We start from the raw sequence: 16,070 nt of genomic DNA, 5'->3' as shown, positions 1-16,070 counted from the left end.
CGCCGACAGCAGAAGCCTGTCCATGACGACGGGGCAACTTTGCGAAAAAACCCGCAGGTCTGTTCCGCATTCGGCCAATTGCACGTCAGAGCTTCCACAGTGCTGCGATCACGACCGCTGCAGAGGAAATGGCGCAAACCAGCAGGACAATACGGCGGAAAAGTTCGCCGTCCACTCGGTCGGCCAGCCTGCGCCCTATCCATGACCCGCAGAGCACAAAGGGCAGGGCCGCCGCTGTCTTCCAGGCCAGCGGGGCCCAGTCAATTCGCCCAACGGCTCCGAGGGCGCAAAGCGACAGGATCGTGCCCAGGATGATGTTGGCGCCCAACGTCGCGCGGATCTGGGGCCCACCCCTGTTCTGGTAGGCGATGGCCAGCGGCGGGGCGCCGACGGCGGTCAGCGTGCCGAAAAAGCCCGACAACCCGCCCGCGATGGTAAGGATGGCAGGACTGGGAGATAGGCTGACCCGGCTCCAGGTCACAGCGACGGCGCCCAGCAGGAACAGGCCGAACACCAGGCTCATCACCACCGGGTCCACGCGGCTTATGGCATAGCCCGCCACCAGCGTTAGCGGCAGCCGACCCAGCATGATGTACCCGAAATCGCGCCAGTCGATCATTTCGCGCGCCTGCCAAGTGTAGCTGAGGGTCAGCAGCAGGGTCAGCGCTAGAAGCGGCCCCGGCACCATGTCCGGGGCAATCAGCGCGGCGATGGGGGCAACGATCAGGGCAAAACCGAACCCGGTAAAGCTTTGCAATACGGCGCCCGCACCTAACACACCCGCGACCACAGCCAGTTCAAGCGGCTGCATCAGGCTTGCGCTGCAATGGCTTCGATCTGGACATGGGCGCCCTCGACCGGGCCGGGACCGAAGACGCAGATGCCTTCCATCGCAGGCAGGCTGTCGGACAGGCGCGCCCGGCGCACGGCCTCGAAGATCAGGAAATCCTGCGGATCGGCCATGAAGACTGTCATCTTGGTCAGCGAGTCCAGGTCCAGCGACGCCGCTTTCAACGTTTCCGCCAGCCGGTCGAAGCTGGCCCAGCACTGCGCGGCCAGACCCGGCACACGCTCGAAGCGTTCCAGCTCGGCCACCAAGGCGCGGCCTTCGCGCTCCTCGACACAGGTGGAAGACGCGGCCAGCACGCCATCCCGAGTCATGCCGATCATGCCTGACAGGAAGCAGAACTTGTCCACCGTCACGGCAGCGGCCCCGGGCAGGGGCGTGGGGATCTGCCAGCCATGGGGCGTCACGGCCAGCCCGGCGGCGGGGTTCACCGCGACGGGCTCGATCTCCAGCAGGGTGCCCTTGTGCCCGACCTCGTCAAACCCACTGACGGTGATCGCCGGGCCGCCTTTGGGAAAGAATTGCGCATGCACGCGCAGGAAGTCGGGGAAATCGCGCAGGTCGGCCAGGAAGATCGTCAACTGGACGATATGCTCCATCCCAAGCCCCTGGGCGGCCAGGTTCTTGCGGATTTCGTCATAGGTGAACCAGGTCTGCGCGGCGATCGGTCCGTGGCGGCTGTCGGGGTGCGATCTGCCGGTGGCAAGGGCGCGGCCCTCTTCGGGCACGTCGTCGTAGCTTGCGACAACCGGCTTGCCCGGCGCGGTGGTCTTGATCGGGATATGACCGGCCAGGAAGACCAGCGGCCCGCAGGCGACGGCCTGGCTGTAAAAGCTGGCCGAGGGAAGGTCGGCATTGTCGAAGGTCTTGACCACGTCGCGCTGGGGATAGTCCTGCGAAAGACCGGGAACCGAGGCAATGGCGCTGAGGCCATAATGCTGGCCGAACTGGCCGCAAACAGTCCCCACACCCAGACCCGAAGAAGGGCAGGGCACCGGCTGCCAGACGATGCGGACCTGCTCCAGCCGCGGGAACCAGCGCTTGTCCGACTGCCAGATGTGCAGGCGCAGGATTTGGCTTTGATCCGAACCGGCGGCAGCCAGCACCTTGGTCAAGTTCTCGAAGGCGGTCCATGCATCGGCGATGACAGGGCCTTCGACCGCGTTCAGCAGACCGTAGTCCGACGCGAGGTGCTGCGCGGTCTTGGGCAGCTCGGCGATCGAATTGGGCTGCACGCCAGGACGCCCACCGCGCATGCCTGACACGAAGACCAGGCCGTGGGCCTCGACGGCGAGCGGGTAGTCGGGAAAGGCGGCGGTGACGCCATCGGCAAGGATTTCACGTTTCATTGTCTTCTTCTTCATTGCGTTGGTGTTTCAGCGGCCCGGTTGCGAAACCGGGCTGTTATTGTGCCCTTGAGCGCAAGAGCGATGACGGCGAGCGTCACGAGGCAGACGGCAAGGGCGATGGGCCGTTCCCAAAGTGGGGACAGTTCGCCACGGCTCTGGATCAGCATCCGGCGGAAGCTGTCTTCGAGGATGCCGCCCAGCACGAAGGCCAGGACCAGGGACGCCACGGGGATTTGCAGGGCGCGCATGCCCCAACCGATGAAGCCGGCGGCCACCATGACTCCCACGTCGAAGAGTCGGGCGTTGATCGCATAGGTGCCCGTCACGCACAGCACGGCGACAGCGGTAAAGAGCAACGGGCGCGGGATCAGGATGATGCGGCTGGCGAAGCGCATGGCCGCGAGCCCGACAAAGGCCAACATGACCATCGACACGAACAGCCCGGCATAGAGTGTGTAGAACAGCCCCGTGTTGTCGGTGATCAGCGTCGGCCCCGGCTGCAGACCCTGCGCGATCAGCGCCCCCATCAGGATCGAGGTCACCACATCGCCGGGGATGCCGAAGATCAGCGTCGGGATCAGCGCAGCGCCGCACGTGGCGTTGCAGGCGACTTCGGGCGCGACCACGCCTTCGTCGGCGCCCTTGCCGAAGGCCTCGGGGGTTTTCGACGCGCGCCGGGCCAGGGCATAGGCCACCCAGTTCGACGTTTCCGAACCGATGCCGGGCAGCGCCCCGATAAAGGCCCCGATGAGCGAGGAGCGCCCGATCGTCCATTTCACCTGCCACAGACGACGGAAGATGTCGCGCAGCAGGGGCACTTCGACCCGGGGCGCTTCCAGCGGACCGGGGCGCCAGCGAGCCAACTGGTCCAGCACCTCGGCCAGGCCGAAAAGACCGATGGCCAGCGGGATCACCCCGATACCGGCAGACAGCTCGCGCACGCCAAAGGTCAGCCGCGGCGAGCCGCCGATGGGGTCCGTGCCCACCAGCGAGAGGGCCAGACCGATGGCGGCGGCAAACAGCCCTTTCAGCAGCGAGTTGCCGGAGACATAGGCGACCAGGGTCAGCGACATGACGGTGATCGCGAATTTCTCGGCATTGCCGACCTGCAGGGCGAATTCGGCGACCAGCGGCGCGCAGAGCACAAGGGCCAGGATGCCGATCCCGTCGCCCACGACCGATCCCCAGACCGCCAGGCCAAGGGCGCGGCCGGCCTTTCCGGCACGCGTCATGGCATAGCCGTCCGCGACCGTGGCGGCGTTCGAGGCCGTGCCGGGTGTGCCGATCAGGATCGCGGACAACGATCCGCCGAAGGTGCCGCCCTTGTAGAGCGCCAGCAGGAAAGAGATGCCTTCGACCGGGGGCAGGAAGAAGGTGGCAGGGGCGAAGATCGCCATGCCCATGGTGGCCGAAAGGCCGGGAAGGGCGCCGATGATCACGCCCACCACCACCCCCAGCATCAAGGCCAGAAGGACCGTTGGCGCGGTCACGTTGCCGAGGGCTGTCAGGATTGCATCGGTCATCGGGTCAGAAGTCGCTCTGCGGAAGAATCACCTTCATGCCGTAGCGGAAGGCATACCAGGTGGCGGGCGGCAGCAGCAGCGCCACCGCCAGAAGGGGGACCCAGCGGCGATAACCGGTCGCCAGCGCCCCAAGGCCGATTGCGGCAATCGAGGTCAGTATGAATCCGGCCCGGGACAGCAAAACCAGGTAGGCGAGCGTGGAAAGCGCCAGGATGATCACGCGCGACAGGGTAATGGGGCCGGTCTGACCGGGAGTGACGGTTTGCGCGGGTTCGTCTTCGTCCGGGTGCAGCATGGCGGAGACGAGGTTGGCGGCGGCCAGCAGGGCAACCAGCCACAGGATCAGCCGGGGAAAGGTCGCCGGCGCCAGCGAACTGTCGGTGGTGCCGGGCATCGCAAAGGCCCAGCCCTTGACGAAGCTGTCGATGTTCAGGGCAAGCCAGCCGGCGCCGGCGCAGATGGCGGCCGAAATGGCCGCCATCGCAAGGCGCAGACGCGAAAGGGAGCGTCCGCCAAGTGTCATCACTTGGCGCCGGCCGCTTCGCGCAGCAGATCCGGCGCGACTGCCCAGGTCTGCTCCCAGACCGGCTGGTAGGCGTTCCCGTCCATGAAGCCGGAAATGTCCTGGCCCATCTTGGTATAGACATCGACATAATCGGGATCGGTCGCGATCTCGGCGAAGCCGGCGCGCAGCTTGGCCATGATGTCGTCCGGCGTGCCGGCGGGGGCGAACACGTGGATCGCCAGGCCGTCGACGACGTCGATACCCAGTTCCTTCATGGTCGGCACATCGGGGATAGCAGCGGAACGTGCCCCGGCGGCGACGGCTAGCGGTTTCATCGTGCCCTCGACCATCGGGCCCTTGACCAGAGACGGCAACAGCATGTCGATCATGCTTTCGCCCGCCAGCATGGCGCGCACTTTCGGCCCGCCGCCGCCATAAGGCACCCAGCGCAGGCCGCTGGGGCCGATGCCGGTGTCCTGGGCAAAGAGCAGCCACATGTAATGGTCGGCCGAGGCCACGTCGGCAATGGCCGCGTCGATCTCGCCCGGGCGGGCCAGCGCGTCGTCGACAAAGGCTTGGGCACTGTCCCAGGGCGCCTCGCCGGCGGCGGTCAGCACCCAGGGCACGAAGGTCAGCTGCGCGATCGGCACCAGACTGTCGGCCCCGAAATCGAGGTTTTGGGCGATGGGCCCGAAGACGGTACCGCCCGGGTCGCAGACCAGCAGGGTATAGCCGTCGGGATCGGCCTCGGACACTTCGGTCGCAGCCAGTGTGCCGCCGGCACCAGGTTTGTACTGCACGATGGCCGGCTGGCCGAGGTACTTTTCCACGAAGGGGGCGATGGCCTGAGCGTTCTGATCGTTGCCACCGCCGGCCGGTGAACAGACGTTCATCTGGATCGGCTGCGATGGGAAATTCTGCGCCAGGGCAGGGGCTGCCGCCACTGCCAAGGACAGCGCGAGGCCGGAAGAGATAAGCTTGTTCATTCTAGGTCCCTGTGAGTTGTTGTTCCTCGATCGCTGGCGGCGAGCCGCGCAATTGACCAATATCGTTTCGGCATGTCTTTATGCCCCGCGCGTATCGCGCCCGGCTTCACAGGGGCCGGTGCGGCGGGCTGGAACGACGCAGTTTGCCTTGCATATAAGGCGAACGGACGGGCGGATCGCCGGCCCGTGGGGCACGCACATCACTCGCGGGGCAGTCGACGAGGGCGCCGCGCAGCCTCCAGCCATGCCCAAACCCTGGGCGGAAAGAGTTCTCCCGATGGAAATGCGCGCACTTCGATACTTCCTGACCGTGGCCGATACCGGATCCTTTTCGCGCGCGGCCGAAGTGATGCATGTCGCGCAGCCGGCCATTTCGCGCCAGATTCAGGCGCTGGAGCAGGAGTTCGGGCTGTCCTTCCTGCGCCGCAGCGCGCGCGGCGCCGTTCTGACCCGCGAGGGACAGATGCTCTACGACCGGGCCCGCGGGCTCATAGACGATTTCGACAAGTTGGCCGCCGATCTGGCGGCGCAACGTGACCGCCCCAGGGAACGTATCCGGATCGGCGTGCCGCCGACCTGCGCCGAGGATCATGGCGTGCAACTGTTCGAGATGCTGTCAGAGGCGCTGCCCGAGTCTGATGTCGAGATGACCGAAGGGCTGAGCCGCTACCTGCCGGACCTGCTTCTTGACGGTAGCGTCGACCTGATCATCTCGCTCCAGGAGAAGCACACCGACACGCTGCAGTTCCAGCTGATCGAGCGGGAGCCGATGGTTTATTTCGGCCGCAGCGACAACCCGCTGCTGCAGGATCAGGCGCCTCTGCCGCTGGCGGCGCTGGCCGAGGTGCCGCTGGTACTGTCGACCGGCTTTCTGCAACTGACGGAGTCCTTTGCGCGGGACTACGGGGTATCCATCGCCTGCCAGATGCAGATCGACTCCATCGCCGCGACACGGCGCATTGTCGCGAAGACCGGCCACGGGACGGTCTGGCCGCTGTCCATCGCGCGGCACGAGGCCGAGGCGGGCTTCGGCAGCTACCGCAGGCTGCAGCCTGCGCCGATGCGTTCACTCTTTATCGGGCGTTACCGTCGGCCGTTGCCTCAGGGCGTGCAGGAAGTGATCGGCGCGTTCCTGAAAGCTCGGCAGGCAAGGACCTAACTGTCCTTTCTCGGGCATTCCTTGATCCTCCGTCTGGCTCGAAAGCCTGCTTCGGGGAAGACCACTTTTCAGGGGGCAGGCCACCTGTGCCCGATATGCGGCAGGTGTCCGGTCTGTTCGATCTTGCATAAATTGAAGTCATTATCCTTGCGCGTTCGGTCATCCGGTAATCAGCCCTTAGTAGTCGGCGCATAGGTTGCCGCCGAGTGACTTTCAAAGTGGGGCGGGGCCATGAGTGCCAAAACAAATGCAGTATCGTCGATCGAGGGTTCCGTCGACGACATCGACGCGACAGGTATGATCGACGCGATCAACCGTGTTCAGGCCGTTATCGAATTCGAACCGGACGGGACGATCCTGACGGCGAACGAAAACTTTCTGAACGCGGTCGGCTACGACCTGGGCGACATCAAAGGCAAGCATCACAAGATGTTCTGCGATCCGGAGCTGGTCAAGTCGTCCGATTATCAGGATTTCTGGATGCAGCTCGCAATGGGCCAGTTCGTGACCGGCGAGTTCCAGCGCTTTGGAAAGGGCGGAAAGGAAATCTGGCTGAACGCGTCCTACAATCCGATCCTCGACGAAGAGGGCAAGGCCTTCAAGGTCGTCAAGTTCGCCACCGACATCACGAAGGAGAAGACCCGTACCGCCGAGCAGGATGGCAAGATCGAAGCGATCAGCCGCGCGCAGGCCGTGATCGAATTCGACCTCGATGGCACGATCCTGACGGCGAACGATAATTTCCTGACCGTCACCGGTTACACTCTGGATGAGATTCGCGGCCAGCACCACCGGATTTTCTGTGACCCGGCCTACGTGCAAGGCAAGGAGTACAAGCAGTTCTGGACCGACCTGGCGAACGGGGAGTTCGCGTCGGCGCAGTACAAGCGTTTCGGCAAGAACGGCAAGGAAGTGTGGATCAGCGCTTCCTACAATCCCATCCTCGACGCCAAGGGCAGGCCCTTCAAGGTCGTCAAGTTCGCCACCGACATCTCGGCCCAGAAGGCTGTCGAGCAGAATGTTTCCCAGATTGCCGAAGATTTCGTAGCGAAATCCGCAAGCATCGCGGAGCAGGCGAAGAACGTGGCGGACGGCGCGCAGTCGCTGGGCTGCACCACCGAAGAGATCAACGCGTCCGTCGAGGAACTGAGCGCGTCGATCGATTCCATCGCCCAGAACAGTGGGATGTCGGATGAAATCGCCAAGCGCACGAAGGAAGAGGCCGATCTTGGCGCCAAGGCGATCGACCGTTCGATCGAAGCGATGGACCTGATCAACGCGTCTTCGGAAGAGATCAGCGAAATCGTCAAAGTTATCAGTGAAATCGCCGGACAGACCAACCTGCTTGCCTTCAACGCAGCAATTGAGGCGGCAAGGGCCGGCGAGCATGGTCTCGGGTTCTCGGTTGTCGCCGACGAGGTGCGAAAACTGGCCGAGCGGTCGTCGCAGGCCACGAAGGAGATCAGCAAGCTGATCAACGAGACGGTCAAGCGTGTCACGCAAGGCAGCGAAGTCTCGCGTGAGGCGGGTGCCGCGTTCACCAAGATCCTGGCCGGCATTTCGGACACGACCGACTCCATCAATCAGATCTCCGTCGCTGCGAACGAGCAGCAAACCGCAGCGCGCGATGTGGCAGAGGCAATCATGGCCATTGTCGACGCCACCGAACAGGCAGTCGTCGCGTCCGACTCGATCGCCAACGCTACCGAGGAACTGAAGAGCGGTGCCCAGGGCCTGACCGACGAAATCGCCAAGTTGGACACGTGATCGCTGACTTTCGGAAACCGTGGGACGAAGGGTAAGGGCATGGATCTCTCGAAAATGATGAGCGACGGTGAATTCGCGAAACTGCGCGCCGTCGTCTATGCCCAAACCGGCATCAGCATCGGAGACGCGCGGCGATCGCTGCTCGTCTCACGCCTCCGGCCCCGGATGCGGGAGCTTGGGCTGTCCAGCTACAAGGAATATCTTGCGCGTGTCGATCAGGACCCGGCCGAAAAACAGCAGCTGACGAACTGCGTCACGACGAACGAAACCTACTTCTACCGGACCCCGAGGGTCTGGAGTTACTTCAACGACGTGTTCGTTTCGGGTTTCATCGCAAAAGAAAGGAAGCGCGCGATACGCGTGTGGTCCGCTGCGGCCTCCACAGGCGAAGAGGCCCACACGGCCGGCGTCTTCCTGGAAGAGGTCAGACAGCGCGCCGGCGGCTTCGACTATTCGATCCTGGGGACCGACATCTCCTCTCGCGTTATCGATGTCGCGACGGCGGGAATATACAAAGGGCGACCCATTGCCCGTTTCCGGAAGGAAAACCCGGAGATCTTCACGCGCCAAATGACCGGTTCCGATGAAATGGGTTGGTCGGTGGCCCCGCAGATCTCGTCGCGCATCCGGTTCCAGCAGCACAACCTGCTGAAGGCCCTGACCAGCACGGCGCCGTTCGACGTCATCTTCCTCAGAAACGTGCTGATCTACTTCAAGGCAGAGGATCAGCAACAGATCCTGCGCAATGTGCGCTCGGTTCTGCATCCCGAAGGCGTTCTCTTCATAGGGGAAAGCGAGTCGCTGAAACACATGGCCACCGATTTCGAGCAGATTGAGCCGATCATCTACCGGCCAACGCGGCGCTTGGGTGAAGCCCTGGCATGACGACAACGGAAAAGATCCACGTCCAGATCGGGCAAGTCAAAACCGGCCGGTCGGGCCAGCTTCTGACGGCCATTCTTGGCTCCTGCATAGGGTTGGGACTGCTCTATCCTGCCCGCGATATCTTCGGGCTGGCGCATTGCCTTCTGTCCGATTCCGGACAGGTCACGGACCAGATCGGCGGACGCCATGTGGATCAGGCAGTGCGCTCGCTCGTTTCGCTGATGGAGCTTGGGCCGAAGGATTACCGAAGCATCAAGGCCATCGTCGTGGGCGGCGCCAACATGACGATGCCGCCTGACACCGACCCCAAACGTCTGGTCGGGACGATCAATTCCGGAAGCGCCTATTCGGCGGTGCGCAAACTGGGCGTGCGCAACATCCACGTCGAAACCGGTGGCGTACTTGGCCGCCAGGTGACCATCGACTGCGCGACCGGTGAATTTCAGGTCGCGGAAATTCCACGCGTGGGAGGCACGACATGACCACCGAGACAACGCTGAAGCCTGCCGATGCACGCGATGTCGGCGCCCCTTCGGCGCAAATAGCCCCAAATCCCATAGATGGAGCGCTGCCTCCCGTGGCCGGCGCCAAAGACCTGACGCCGAGCACACCGGACGCGTCGAAGGCTCCGGCGATCTACGGTTCCTTCTGGCTGGGCAATACCGAATTCGCGCTCCACGCTGGCGTGATCAAGGAAGTCGTCAACGAGCCCGCGACGATCTCGGCGGTACCGCTCTCTCCGGCTTTCATGCTGGGCCTGTTCAACTTGCGGGGCCGGATCATTCCGGTTGTCGATCTGCGTCTGCTGCTCGAGTTTCCGGACAACGACGCGATGGACCGCAAGGTGGCGATCGTCGAGGACGGAGAGCTGTGCATTGGCATCATGGTCGACCGCACGGGCGAGGTGCTGAACGCCCAAGGTGTGACACGCGTCGATTTTCGCGCGAAGCAGGGCCAACCCAAGGACGTGGCCGTGCAAGGGCTGCTCAAACTCGACGACGGCAAGCGCATCGTCCAGATCCTTGATCCGTGCGAACTCCTGAATCTCAAGCGGGTGCCTCGCAGCGATAACCTTGCGAGCGACGGTGCCGGGTTATCCGCCAAGTCTCGCGGCCCTCGTTTCAACTGCCTCTCGTTTCAATTCGGGCATACGACCTGCGCCATCGACCTGCGCCACGTGGTCGAAGTGATGGACGCTCCCCAAATCACGGACTCGCTCCTCGTCCATGATTGCTTCATCGGCATTGCAAACCTTCGCGGCCGGATCATCCCGGTGGCCGACTTCCGGAACTTCATGGGAGACACCGCCCTGCTCAAAAAAAGCAAGAGCGTCTCGCCGAAGCGAAAGTTGCTGATTGTCGAAACGGAAGGCGGTCAGATCGGACTGCTGGTCTATTCCATCGACAGCATCGTCAACTGTTTCGAGGACGAGGTCCTCCAATTCACTAAGCTCGCCCTGCCGCGTGAGGACATCGTCAGGGGGTGTCTCCTCGGCACAGACAACGCGATCATCATGTTGCTCGACCATGAAGCCTTGAAGCGGGACCCCTTGCTCGTCGGTACAGCCCTGCGATGCAACGAGATTCACCCCTCCGAGGAAGCCGCAAAGACCCAAACCAGGACCCGCCTGGCGAATGCGCGACAGACATACATTGTCTTCACTGTGGACATGCGCTTTGCCATGGATACGGCGAATGTCAGCGAAGTGATCGAATATCCGAAATCCCTTTTGAAGCCACCATTTGCAAACGATTTCGTCGATGGCGTCGTCAATCTGCGCGGCGAATTGATCAGCCTCATTGATCCGCGCAAACTCTATGGCCTGCCCGTCACCGAACATCATGGCGAGCGGGTTCTGATTTTCAAACAGGATGGCAACAAATACGGTCTGGTGGTCGACTCCGTCGATGAAATCGTGAACACCACGAAAAGTCAGTTTGGCGCAATGCCCGCGCTGAGCCACCAGAACAAATCGAAGAAGGTTGCCGACGATATCTGCGGCTGTATCAATCCCTCACCGGAAATCAGCATCATGATCCTCGACGTAGATGCGGTACTGCGCCGGTGCGTGAATCTTGTCGGCGAGAAAGGCATTTCCTGAGCCGTCGCCGCATGGGTACTTCCGGAACTGGGCATACATCGCGTTCCGAAGCTTTATCGCGGTCGTAACGAGCATGGAGTTGTCGAGATTCTCGCGAGGCAGCTCGACTTCAGGGCAGCAAACATGCTGACCTGCCCCCTGCGGTCCCTCATTCATAACGAGAGCCTGCAGGTTGGATCTTGGTATTCGGGTTGGGTTTTTGGTAATTGGCGCCAGCCCTATGAGGCGCATAAGCCAGCGTATCCTTTTCTTGTTCGCGAGATGCCCGTTATTGCGCAGGTGCCAGGTCATATGGCGGAGGCCTAGGAACGGGGTCTCCAGGAACTGCTCGTCGATCCGCCGCATCAGGCCGAGGTTCTGTGTCCGAATTCGGGGGTAGCTCGACGATCCGACCCACCGCGATTGATGTCTTTCCAGTTCCAGGATTCGCACCGTCCGCTGCGGACGTCTCGAGGCCTCCGAGCTCAGGGACTCTCGCCTCCACGCAATCAAAATTTGCTCTCTAGGGCGGTCGGGCGCAGGTGTGTATGGATGACCCTGTACATCTTCGATAATGGTAGTCTCATGAAGCGATTTCTTGTCTGTCTGATCTGTCTTTTCGTTGCCGCGGCTGGGCCGGCTTCCGCGCAGGAGAATGACCCGGGACGTGACCTGCCACCCGTTCTGGCGATCGAAGGCGCCCCCTCGGACCAAGCCATTGCCGAACGTCTGCGCGCCATCATCAGTGCGCTCGATCACGACGAGATAACCGTATCCGTGGAGGCCGGCGTGGTCACGCTCATAGGCGACATTGCGGATCCGGGCGTCAGTCAGAAGGTGGAAGGGATATCCGGGCGTCTGGAAGGCGTTGTCGCCGTGAACAATGCCCTTGCCGCGTCGGACGACATCTCCCAGCAAATCGACCCGGCGTTCAAGCGCTTCCGTGGGCGCTTCGATCAGTTCATCGCCCGCTTGCCCCTTTTCATCCTCGCCGCAGCCGCCTTCGCGATGATCGTTGCCGTCGGAGTAGTGATGGCGCGGCAACGTTTCTGGGATCGCATTGCGCCGAATGCCTTCATCGCCGGTATCTACCGTCAGGCCTTCCGTGTCGCTTCCGGCATCGTCGGGATCGTGGTCGCCCTCGATCTCCTGGGTGCAGCCGCGCTTCTGGGGACCATCCTTGGTGCGGCCGGGATCGTGGGGCTGGCGATCGGTTTTGCGGTCCGCGATACGGTCGAGAACTTCGTGGCCTCCATCATGCTCAGTCTACGCCAGCCCTTCCGGCCAAACGATCTTGTCGAGATCGAAGGCGACGTGGGCCGTGTGATCCGGCTGACCTCGCGCGCGACAATCCTGCTGTCGCTGGACGGAAATCATGTGCGTATCCCGAACTCGGCGGTCTTCAAGGGCCGGATCGTGAACTTTTCCCAGAACCCGGCCCGGCGGTTCATGTTCGACATCGGCATCGATCCCGATGCTGACCTCGAGGCGACACGGATCCTGGCTCAGGCCGCCCTGAAAGCTCAGCCCTTTGTGCTGGACGACCCCGAGGAACTGGTCTGGATCGAAAACATCACCGAGTCCGGCGCGATCCTGCGCGTGACCGGCTGGATCGATCAGAACGAGACGGGCTTCGCCACGGCCCGCAGCGATGCCATCCGCCTGGTGAAGGCCGCCATCGAAGATGCCGGCGTCGCCATCCCCGATACGACCTATCGTATCCGCCTGGAGGGAACCGGCGCCATCCCTGACATCCCTGTGCGAACGCCGAAACGGATGACGCCGGCCGCCACGTCGCCAGTCGGCCCTAGCGAAGGGCTTTCGCGCCAGTCCGAAGAAAAGGCGCTGATACCTCTAGTGGCAGCCGAGCGTCTTGAGAGCGACGACCTCCTTACCCGGGACGCCCCGCGGGAATAGCTGGCACTCGCGTTACCCGCGCAGACCTGAACTAACCCAGCTGTCGCCGCCGCCGGGATGCCATTTCAACACCCGTTGCCCGCTTGCCGAAGACATCTGCCGCAAGCGCGTGCCCGGCATGACCGACCTTGCCAACCGGCTTCGCGCCGCCTGCCACATGATCGGAACGGACGCGATCAGCGCATGAACTCCGCGGACAGTGCCGGCGGGTCAGCCGACGTCCCGGTGCCGGTCCGCCCCTAGGATCGCGGCGCAATCGCTGACAAGCCCCCGGAACGCCGACCACAGCGGATCGTTGCGGTTCTTGTTCGGATAGATCAGGCACCGCCTGCGGTCGTATTCCGCCGGCAGCGGCTGGGAAACATGGAGCCGCGGCGCGAACCGCTCCAACCCGCGCCAGCACGGCACCAGAGATACGCCAAGCCCTTCGCCAACGAGGATGGCAATCGTTTCAAGGCTGTCCAGCTCGACCATCGGATCCACCTCGATCCCGCGGTCCGTCCGGTCGCGCGTGATCAGGGCCAGGGGCTCGGTCAGCAGCGGTTCGACCAGCGCCGCCTTGGGCACGTCGAATCCGGGCTCCACGATCAGGGCGGCTACAGATCCATCGACGTGCCCGGAATGAGATGCAGCGGCAGCCCCGACAGTTCCGCATGGATCCGTCGAAGAACCGGCGGAATGAGGTCCTGGAACAATGTCGAGATCACGCCCACGCGAATGAACCCGCTCATGCCGTCCATGTCGGCTTTTTCGGCCAGGTGGTTGGCAAGCGTGACCAGTTCCCGCGCATGCGGCAAGAGCCGGATACAGGCTTCCGTGGGCCGGGAGGTATGCCCGACACGTTCCAGCAGTTGAAAGCCCAGTTCATTTTCCAGCGCCTGTATGCGTTGCCCCACCGCTGCGGGCGTCAGGCCCTGCCTCCTTGCCGCCGCCGCGATCGAACCGTGTTGAGCAACGTGCAGCAGGCTCTCCAACAAGCGCGTTTCCAATGGTCTTCCTATCGTTCAGTTTGGACTTGGCATAGTATTGTTATCAAAATGCAATCGTCCATACTGGTTCCGTCGCAGACTTTCCGGTCGTTTGAGCGTCAGGCCTATCTGGCCCCGGGCAGGCCGCGAGGCTTGCGAAGATCGCGAAGGGGCAGTCTTTGTCCGGACGCCGCGGACCTTGACGCAGGTCGCGTCCAGTCACGCGACCGGCCGAGGCCGACCACTGGTGGAATCTCTACTGCCGGAAGGCAAGGATCAGCCAGGCGACGTGTTTCGACTGGAAGAAGCGATATGGCGGTCTGCTGCCCGACGCGATGCGGCGGCTGAAGGCGGTCGAGGATGAGAATATTCCCGTGAAGAGGAGCGTTCGGACTGACGATGCCGCGGGGGTTGACGGGCCAATGGAATCAGAAGCTTGTCTAGGTAGGAGTTGTGACCGAATGGCAGCTATGCCATCCTTCGGAACAACAAATGTTATCCGAACGGAGCGTGGTGAACTGGTGCCCCGGAAGAAATCGCGTCTTGGGTTTGTCCGCCGGAAAGGCAACCGGGTTTCCGCAAAAATGGCGGGCCTTGCCATCTGCATGACCCTAGCGAACTGTTCCGACATGACCGGTACGCCGACCGTTTCCCCGGCACCCGACAAGCCCTGGGCGGCGGACGGACAGTCTGCCGGCGACTTCTCGGTCAAGGGACCAGACGGGGCGTTCGAGCCCACGAACGCGCTGCAGTCGGGCAAGGTTCTGACACTGGAAGAACTGATCGACATCGGGCAGCGCAATCACCCGGCAACGCGCGTGGCCTGGCAACAGGCCCGGCAGGCGGCCGAGGCCGTCGGCATGGTCGAAGGAACATATCTGCCGATCATCACGGCGAACGTCATCGGCGGCTACCAGGATCTTGTCACGCCGGTAACCGGGCTGAACGGCGACACCGATTACATCAGGACGAATTCACAGGGTGTCGTTCCGAACATCGCCCTGCAATGGCTGCTGTTCGATTTTGGCGAACGGCAGGCCTGGCGCGATGCGGCACAGCGGACGGCCTATGCCGCGAACGTCAACTTCAACGGGACCCACCAGGCGCTGATCTACAACATCTCGCGCTCGTACTTCAATTATGGCGCGGCGCAGCAGGATCTGGCCATCGCCCGGCGCGCGCTGCAGAACAGCCTTGAACTGCAGGAAGCGGCCGATGGCCGTTATGCAAGCGGCCTTGGAACCACGATCGAAACGGCGCAGGCAAAGCAGCTTGTCGCCCAGTCGAAGTTCCGGCTGGTGGCCGCCGAAGACGGACTGAGCAGCGCGTATCAGGATCTGATGGGGTCCATCGGGGTCTCCCCGCGGTCCAAGCTGAGGATCGCGTCGAGCGCGGGCCGCCGGTTGCCACGGGCGCGGTCCCTGCCGACGGAAAAGGTGATCGAGCAAGCGCTGGCCCGGCGCCCTGACGTGCTGGCGAGTTATGCGGCGCTTCAGGCAAGCGAGGCCAACGTGGAGGCGGCCGACGCAGCGTTCCGGCCCAAGGTCTATCTTGGTGCGGTGGCCGCAGCGAACAATGGCCGGATCCAGACGGGCACTTTGCCGGGCGCGGATTTCCAGAACACGACGTCCGGTGTGGTCGTCGGCATGTCAATTCCGATTTATGACGGCAGGATTCGCGAAAGGCGCCGCAATCAGGCGGAGGCCGCGAAGGCGGCCGCGGCCGCGACGCACGAACTGACGATCAATACCGCCCGCAGCGAAATCGTTGTCGCCGCTAATACGCTTCAATCGGCGCTGAGCTCGTATGAAGCGGCGCGGGAACTGAACATCGCTGCCGATACGACCTACGAGGCCGCGTTCGAGGCGTTCCGGAACGGTCTGGGCACGTTGACGGATGTCTCGACGGCAAAGGCGGGTCTGCTCGATTCCGAGCTGGCACAGGTGGATGCGCATGCCGCATCGCTGGTGGCCGCCTCGACACTTGCATTTGCGCTGGGAAACATGACGTCCCGGACGGCCCCCGCCAAGGCAACGAACTGACAGCGAAACGCGCAAGTTGCAGCCGGGATGGACCGGCGGACC

15 protein-coding genes and 1 pseudogene are annotated in these 16,070 nt (G+C 63.0%); 8 read left to right on the top strand and 8 right to left on the bottom strand.

What is annotated here, in order from left to right:
* Window positions 1–85: 85 nt before the first annotated feature.
* From D4754_RS20695 to D4754_RS20675, 5 genes are read right to left on the bottom strand one after another with little or no spacing between them, the layout of a single operon-like run.
* A complete protein-coding gene (locus tag D4754_RS20695) occupies window positions 86–811 on the bottom strand; it encodes a sulfite exporter TauE/SafE family protein (RefSeq protein WP_121067542.1) in 726 nt (241 codons plus the stop codon).
* The gene (locus D4754_RS20690; protein ID WP_163026011.1) at window positions 811–2,196 is read right to left on the bottom strand and encodes a RidA family protein; all 1,386 of its coding nucleotides are present in this window, start codon (window positions 2,194–2,196) and stop codon (window positions 811–813) included. Before D4754_RS20690 ends, D4754_RS20695 begins: the two co-directional genes overlap by 1 nt.
* An 11-nt stretch (window positions 2,197–2,207) precedes the next feature.
* Window positions 2,208–3,719 (bottom strand): tripartite tricarboxylate transporter permease, encoded by a 1,512-nt coding sequence (locus D4754_RS20685; RefSeq protein ID WP_121067536.1) that lies wholly within the window; start codon window positions 3,717–3,719, stop codon window positions 2,208–2,210.
* 4 nt (window positions 3,720–3,723) lie between these two features.
* Window positions 3,724–4,200, bottom strand: coding sequence for a tripartite tricarboxylate transporter TctB family protein (locus D4754_RS20680; RefSeq protein WP_163026010.1), 477 nt, complete (start codon window positions 4,198–4,200; stop codon window positions 3,724–3,726).
* Between the two features lie 41 nt (window positions 4,201–4,241).
* Complete coding sequence (locus D4754_RS20675; RefSeq protein WP_121067530.1) at window positions 4,242–5,210, bottom strand: Bug family tripartite tricarboxylate transporter substrate binding protein; 969 nt, start codon at window positions 5,208–5,210, stop codon at window positions 4,242–4,244.
* A 16-nt stretch (window positions 5,211–5,226) separates the two neighbouring features.
* Here D4754_RS20675 and D4754_RS20670 point away from each other — a divergent pair, with 16 nt between their 5' ends.
* The 5 genes from D4754_RS20670 (at window position 5,227) to D4754_RS20650 (ending at window position 11,122) form a co-directional block, all read left to right on the top strand.
* On the top strand, window positions 5,227–6,369 hold the full coding sequence (locus D4754_RS20670) for a LysR family transcriptional regulator (protein ID WP_163026009.1): 1,143 nt from the start codon (window positions 5,227–5,229) through the stop codon (window positions 6,367–6,369).
* Window positions 6,370–6,666: 297 nt separating this feature from the next.
* Window positions 6,667–8,136 carry a methyl-accepting chemotaxis protein gene (locus D4754_RS20665; RefSeq protein ID WP_240453958.1) on the top strand — a complete coding sequence of 490 codons (1,470 nt, stop codon included), beginning with the start codon at window positions 6,667–6,669 and terminating at the stop codon, window positions 8,134–8,136.
* A 39-nt stretch (window positions 8,137–8,175) separates the two neighbouring features.
* On the top strand, window positions 8,176–9,021 hold the full coding sequence (locus D4754_RS20660; protein WP_121067521.1) for a CheR family methyltransferase: 846 nt from the start codon (window positions 8,176–8,178) through the stop codon (window positions 9,019–9,021).
* Window positions 9,018–9,503: a chemotaxis protein CheD gene (locus tag D4754_RS20655; RefSeq protein WP_121067519.1), complete on the top strand. Its 486-nt coding sequence runs from the start codon at window positions 9,018–9,020 to the stop codon at window positions 9,501–9,503. The genes D4754_RS20660 and D4754_RS20655 overlap by 4 nt, the downstream gene beginning before the upstream one ends.
* The gene (locus D4754_RS20650) at window positions 9,500–11,122 is read left to right on the top strand and encodes a chemotaxis protein CheW (RefSeq protein WP_121067516.1); all 1,623 of its coding nucleotides are present in this window, start codon (window positions 9,500–9,502) and stop codon (window positions 11,120–11,122) included. The genes D4754_RS20655 and D4754_RS20650 overlap by 4 nt, the downstream gene beginning before the upstream one ends.
* Here D4754_RS20650 and D4754_RS24595 read toward each other — a convergent pair.
* Window positions 11,036–11,467, bottom strand: coding sequence for an IS3 family transposase (locus tag D4754_RS24595; protein WP_121067513.1), 432 nt, complete (start codon window positions 11,465–11,467; stop codon window positions 11,036–11,038). The two genes, D4754_RS20650 and D4754_RS24595, sit on opposite strands and share 87 nt — an antisense overlap.
* 60 nt (window positions 11,468–11,527) lie before the next feature.
* Here D4754_RS24595 and D4754_RS20640 point away from each other — a divergent pair, with 60 nt between their 5' ends.
* Window positions 11,528–13,018 carry a mechanosensitive ion channel family protein gene (locus D4754_RS20640; RefSeq protein ID WP_240453957.1) on the top strand — a complete coding sequence of 497 codons (1,491 nt, stop codon included), beginning with the start codon at window positions 11,528–11,530 and terminating at the stop codon, window positions 13,016–13,018.
* A 210-nt stretch (window positions 13,019–13,228) separates the two neighbouring features.
* On the opposite strand, the gene D4754_RS20635 is transcribed toward D4754_RS20640, so the two are convergent.
* Both D4754_RS20635 and D4754_RS20630 read right to left on the bottom strand, forming a co-directional pair.
* A complete protein-coding gene (locus D4754_RS20635; protein WP_205589684.1) occupies window positions 13,229–13,603 on the bottom strand; it encodes a LysR substrate-binding domain-containing protein in 375 nt (124 codons plus the stop codon).
* An 11-nt stretch (window positions 13,604–13,614) separates the two neighbouring features.
* Window positions 13,615–13,992: a LysR family transcriptional regulator gene (locus D4754_RS20630; RefSeq protein ID WP_163026008.1), complete on the bottom strand. Its 378-nt coding sequence runs from the start codon at window positions 13,990–13,992 to the stop codon at window positions 13,615–13,617.
* Between the two features lie 254 nt (window positions 13,993–14,246).
* Here D4754_RS20630 and D4754_RS24465 point away from each other — a divergent pair.
* Window positions 14,247–14,375: pseudogene (locus D4754_RS24465) on the top strand (transposase); the annotation flags it as partial.
* 240 nt (window positions 14,376–14,615) lie between these two features.
* The gene (locus D4754_RS20625) at window positions 14,616–16,028 is read left to right on the top strand and encodes a TolC family protein (protein WP_163026007.1); all 1,413 of its coding nucleotides are present in this window, start codon (window positions 14,616–14,618) and stop codon (window positions 16,026–16,028) included.
* Window positions 16,029–16,070 lie beyond the last annotated feature (42 nt).

Source organism: Chachezhania antarctica, assembly GCF_003646465.1.
Classification (GTDB): Bacteria; Pseudomonadota; Alphaproteobacteria; order Rhodobacterales; family Rhodobacteraceae; genus Chachezhania; species Chachezhania antarctica.
Note: the sequence above shows the minus strand (reverse complement) of the source record. Positions and strands in the feature narration are given on the sequence as shown.

Bases quoted from the DNA above. Each gene is read 5' to 3' on its own strand.
- D4754_RS20695 (WP_121067542.1), bottom strand. From the start codon at position 811: ATGCAGCCGCTTGAACTGGCTGTGGTCGCGGGTGTGTTAGGTGCGGGC.
- D4754_RS20690 (WP_163026011.1), bottom strand. From the start codon at position 2,196: ATGAAACGTGAAATCCTTGCCGATGGCGTCACCGCCGCCTTTCCCGAC.
- D4754_RS20685 (WP_121067536.1), bottom strand. From the start codon at position 3,719: ATGACCGATGCAATCCTGACAGCCCTCGGCAACGTGACCGCGCCAACG.
- D4754_RS20680 (WP_163026010.1), bottom strand. From the start codon at position 4,200: ATGGCGGCCATTTCGGCCGCCATCTGCGCCGGCGCCGGCTGGCTTGCC.
- D4754_RS20675 (WP_121067530.1), bottom strand. From the start codon at position 5,210: ATGAACAAGCTTATCTCTTCCGGCCTCGCGCTGTCCTTGGCAGTGGCG.
- D4754_RS20665 (WP_240453958.1), top strand. From the start codon at position 6,667: ATGATCGACGCGATCAACCGTGTTCAGGCCGTTATCGAATTCGAACCG.
- D4754_RS20660 (WP_121067521.1), top strand. From the start codon at position 8,176: ATGGATCTCTCGAAAATGATGAGCGACGGTGAATTCGCGAAACTGCGC.
- D4754_RS20655 (WP_121067519.1), top strand. From the start codon at position 9,018: ATGACGACAACGGAAAAGATCCACGTCCAGATCGGGCAAGTCAAAACC.
- D4754_RS20650 (WP_121067516.1), top strand. From the start codon at position 9,500: ATGACCACCGAGACAACGCTGAAGCCTGCCGATGCACGCGATGTCGGC.
- D4754_RS24595 (WP_121067513.1), bottom strand. From the start codon at position 11,467: ATGCGGCGGATCGACGAGCAGTTCCTGGAGACCCCGTTCCTAGGCCTC.
- D4754_RS20640 (WP_240453957.1), top strand. From the start codon at position 11,528: ATGTCTTTCCAGTTCCAGGATTCGCACCGTCCGCTGCGGACGTCTCGA.
- D4754_RS20625 (WP_163026007.1), top strand. From the start codon at position 14,616: ATGACCGGTACGCCGACCGTTTCCCCGGCACCCGACAAGCCCTGGGCG.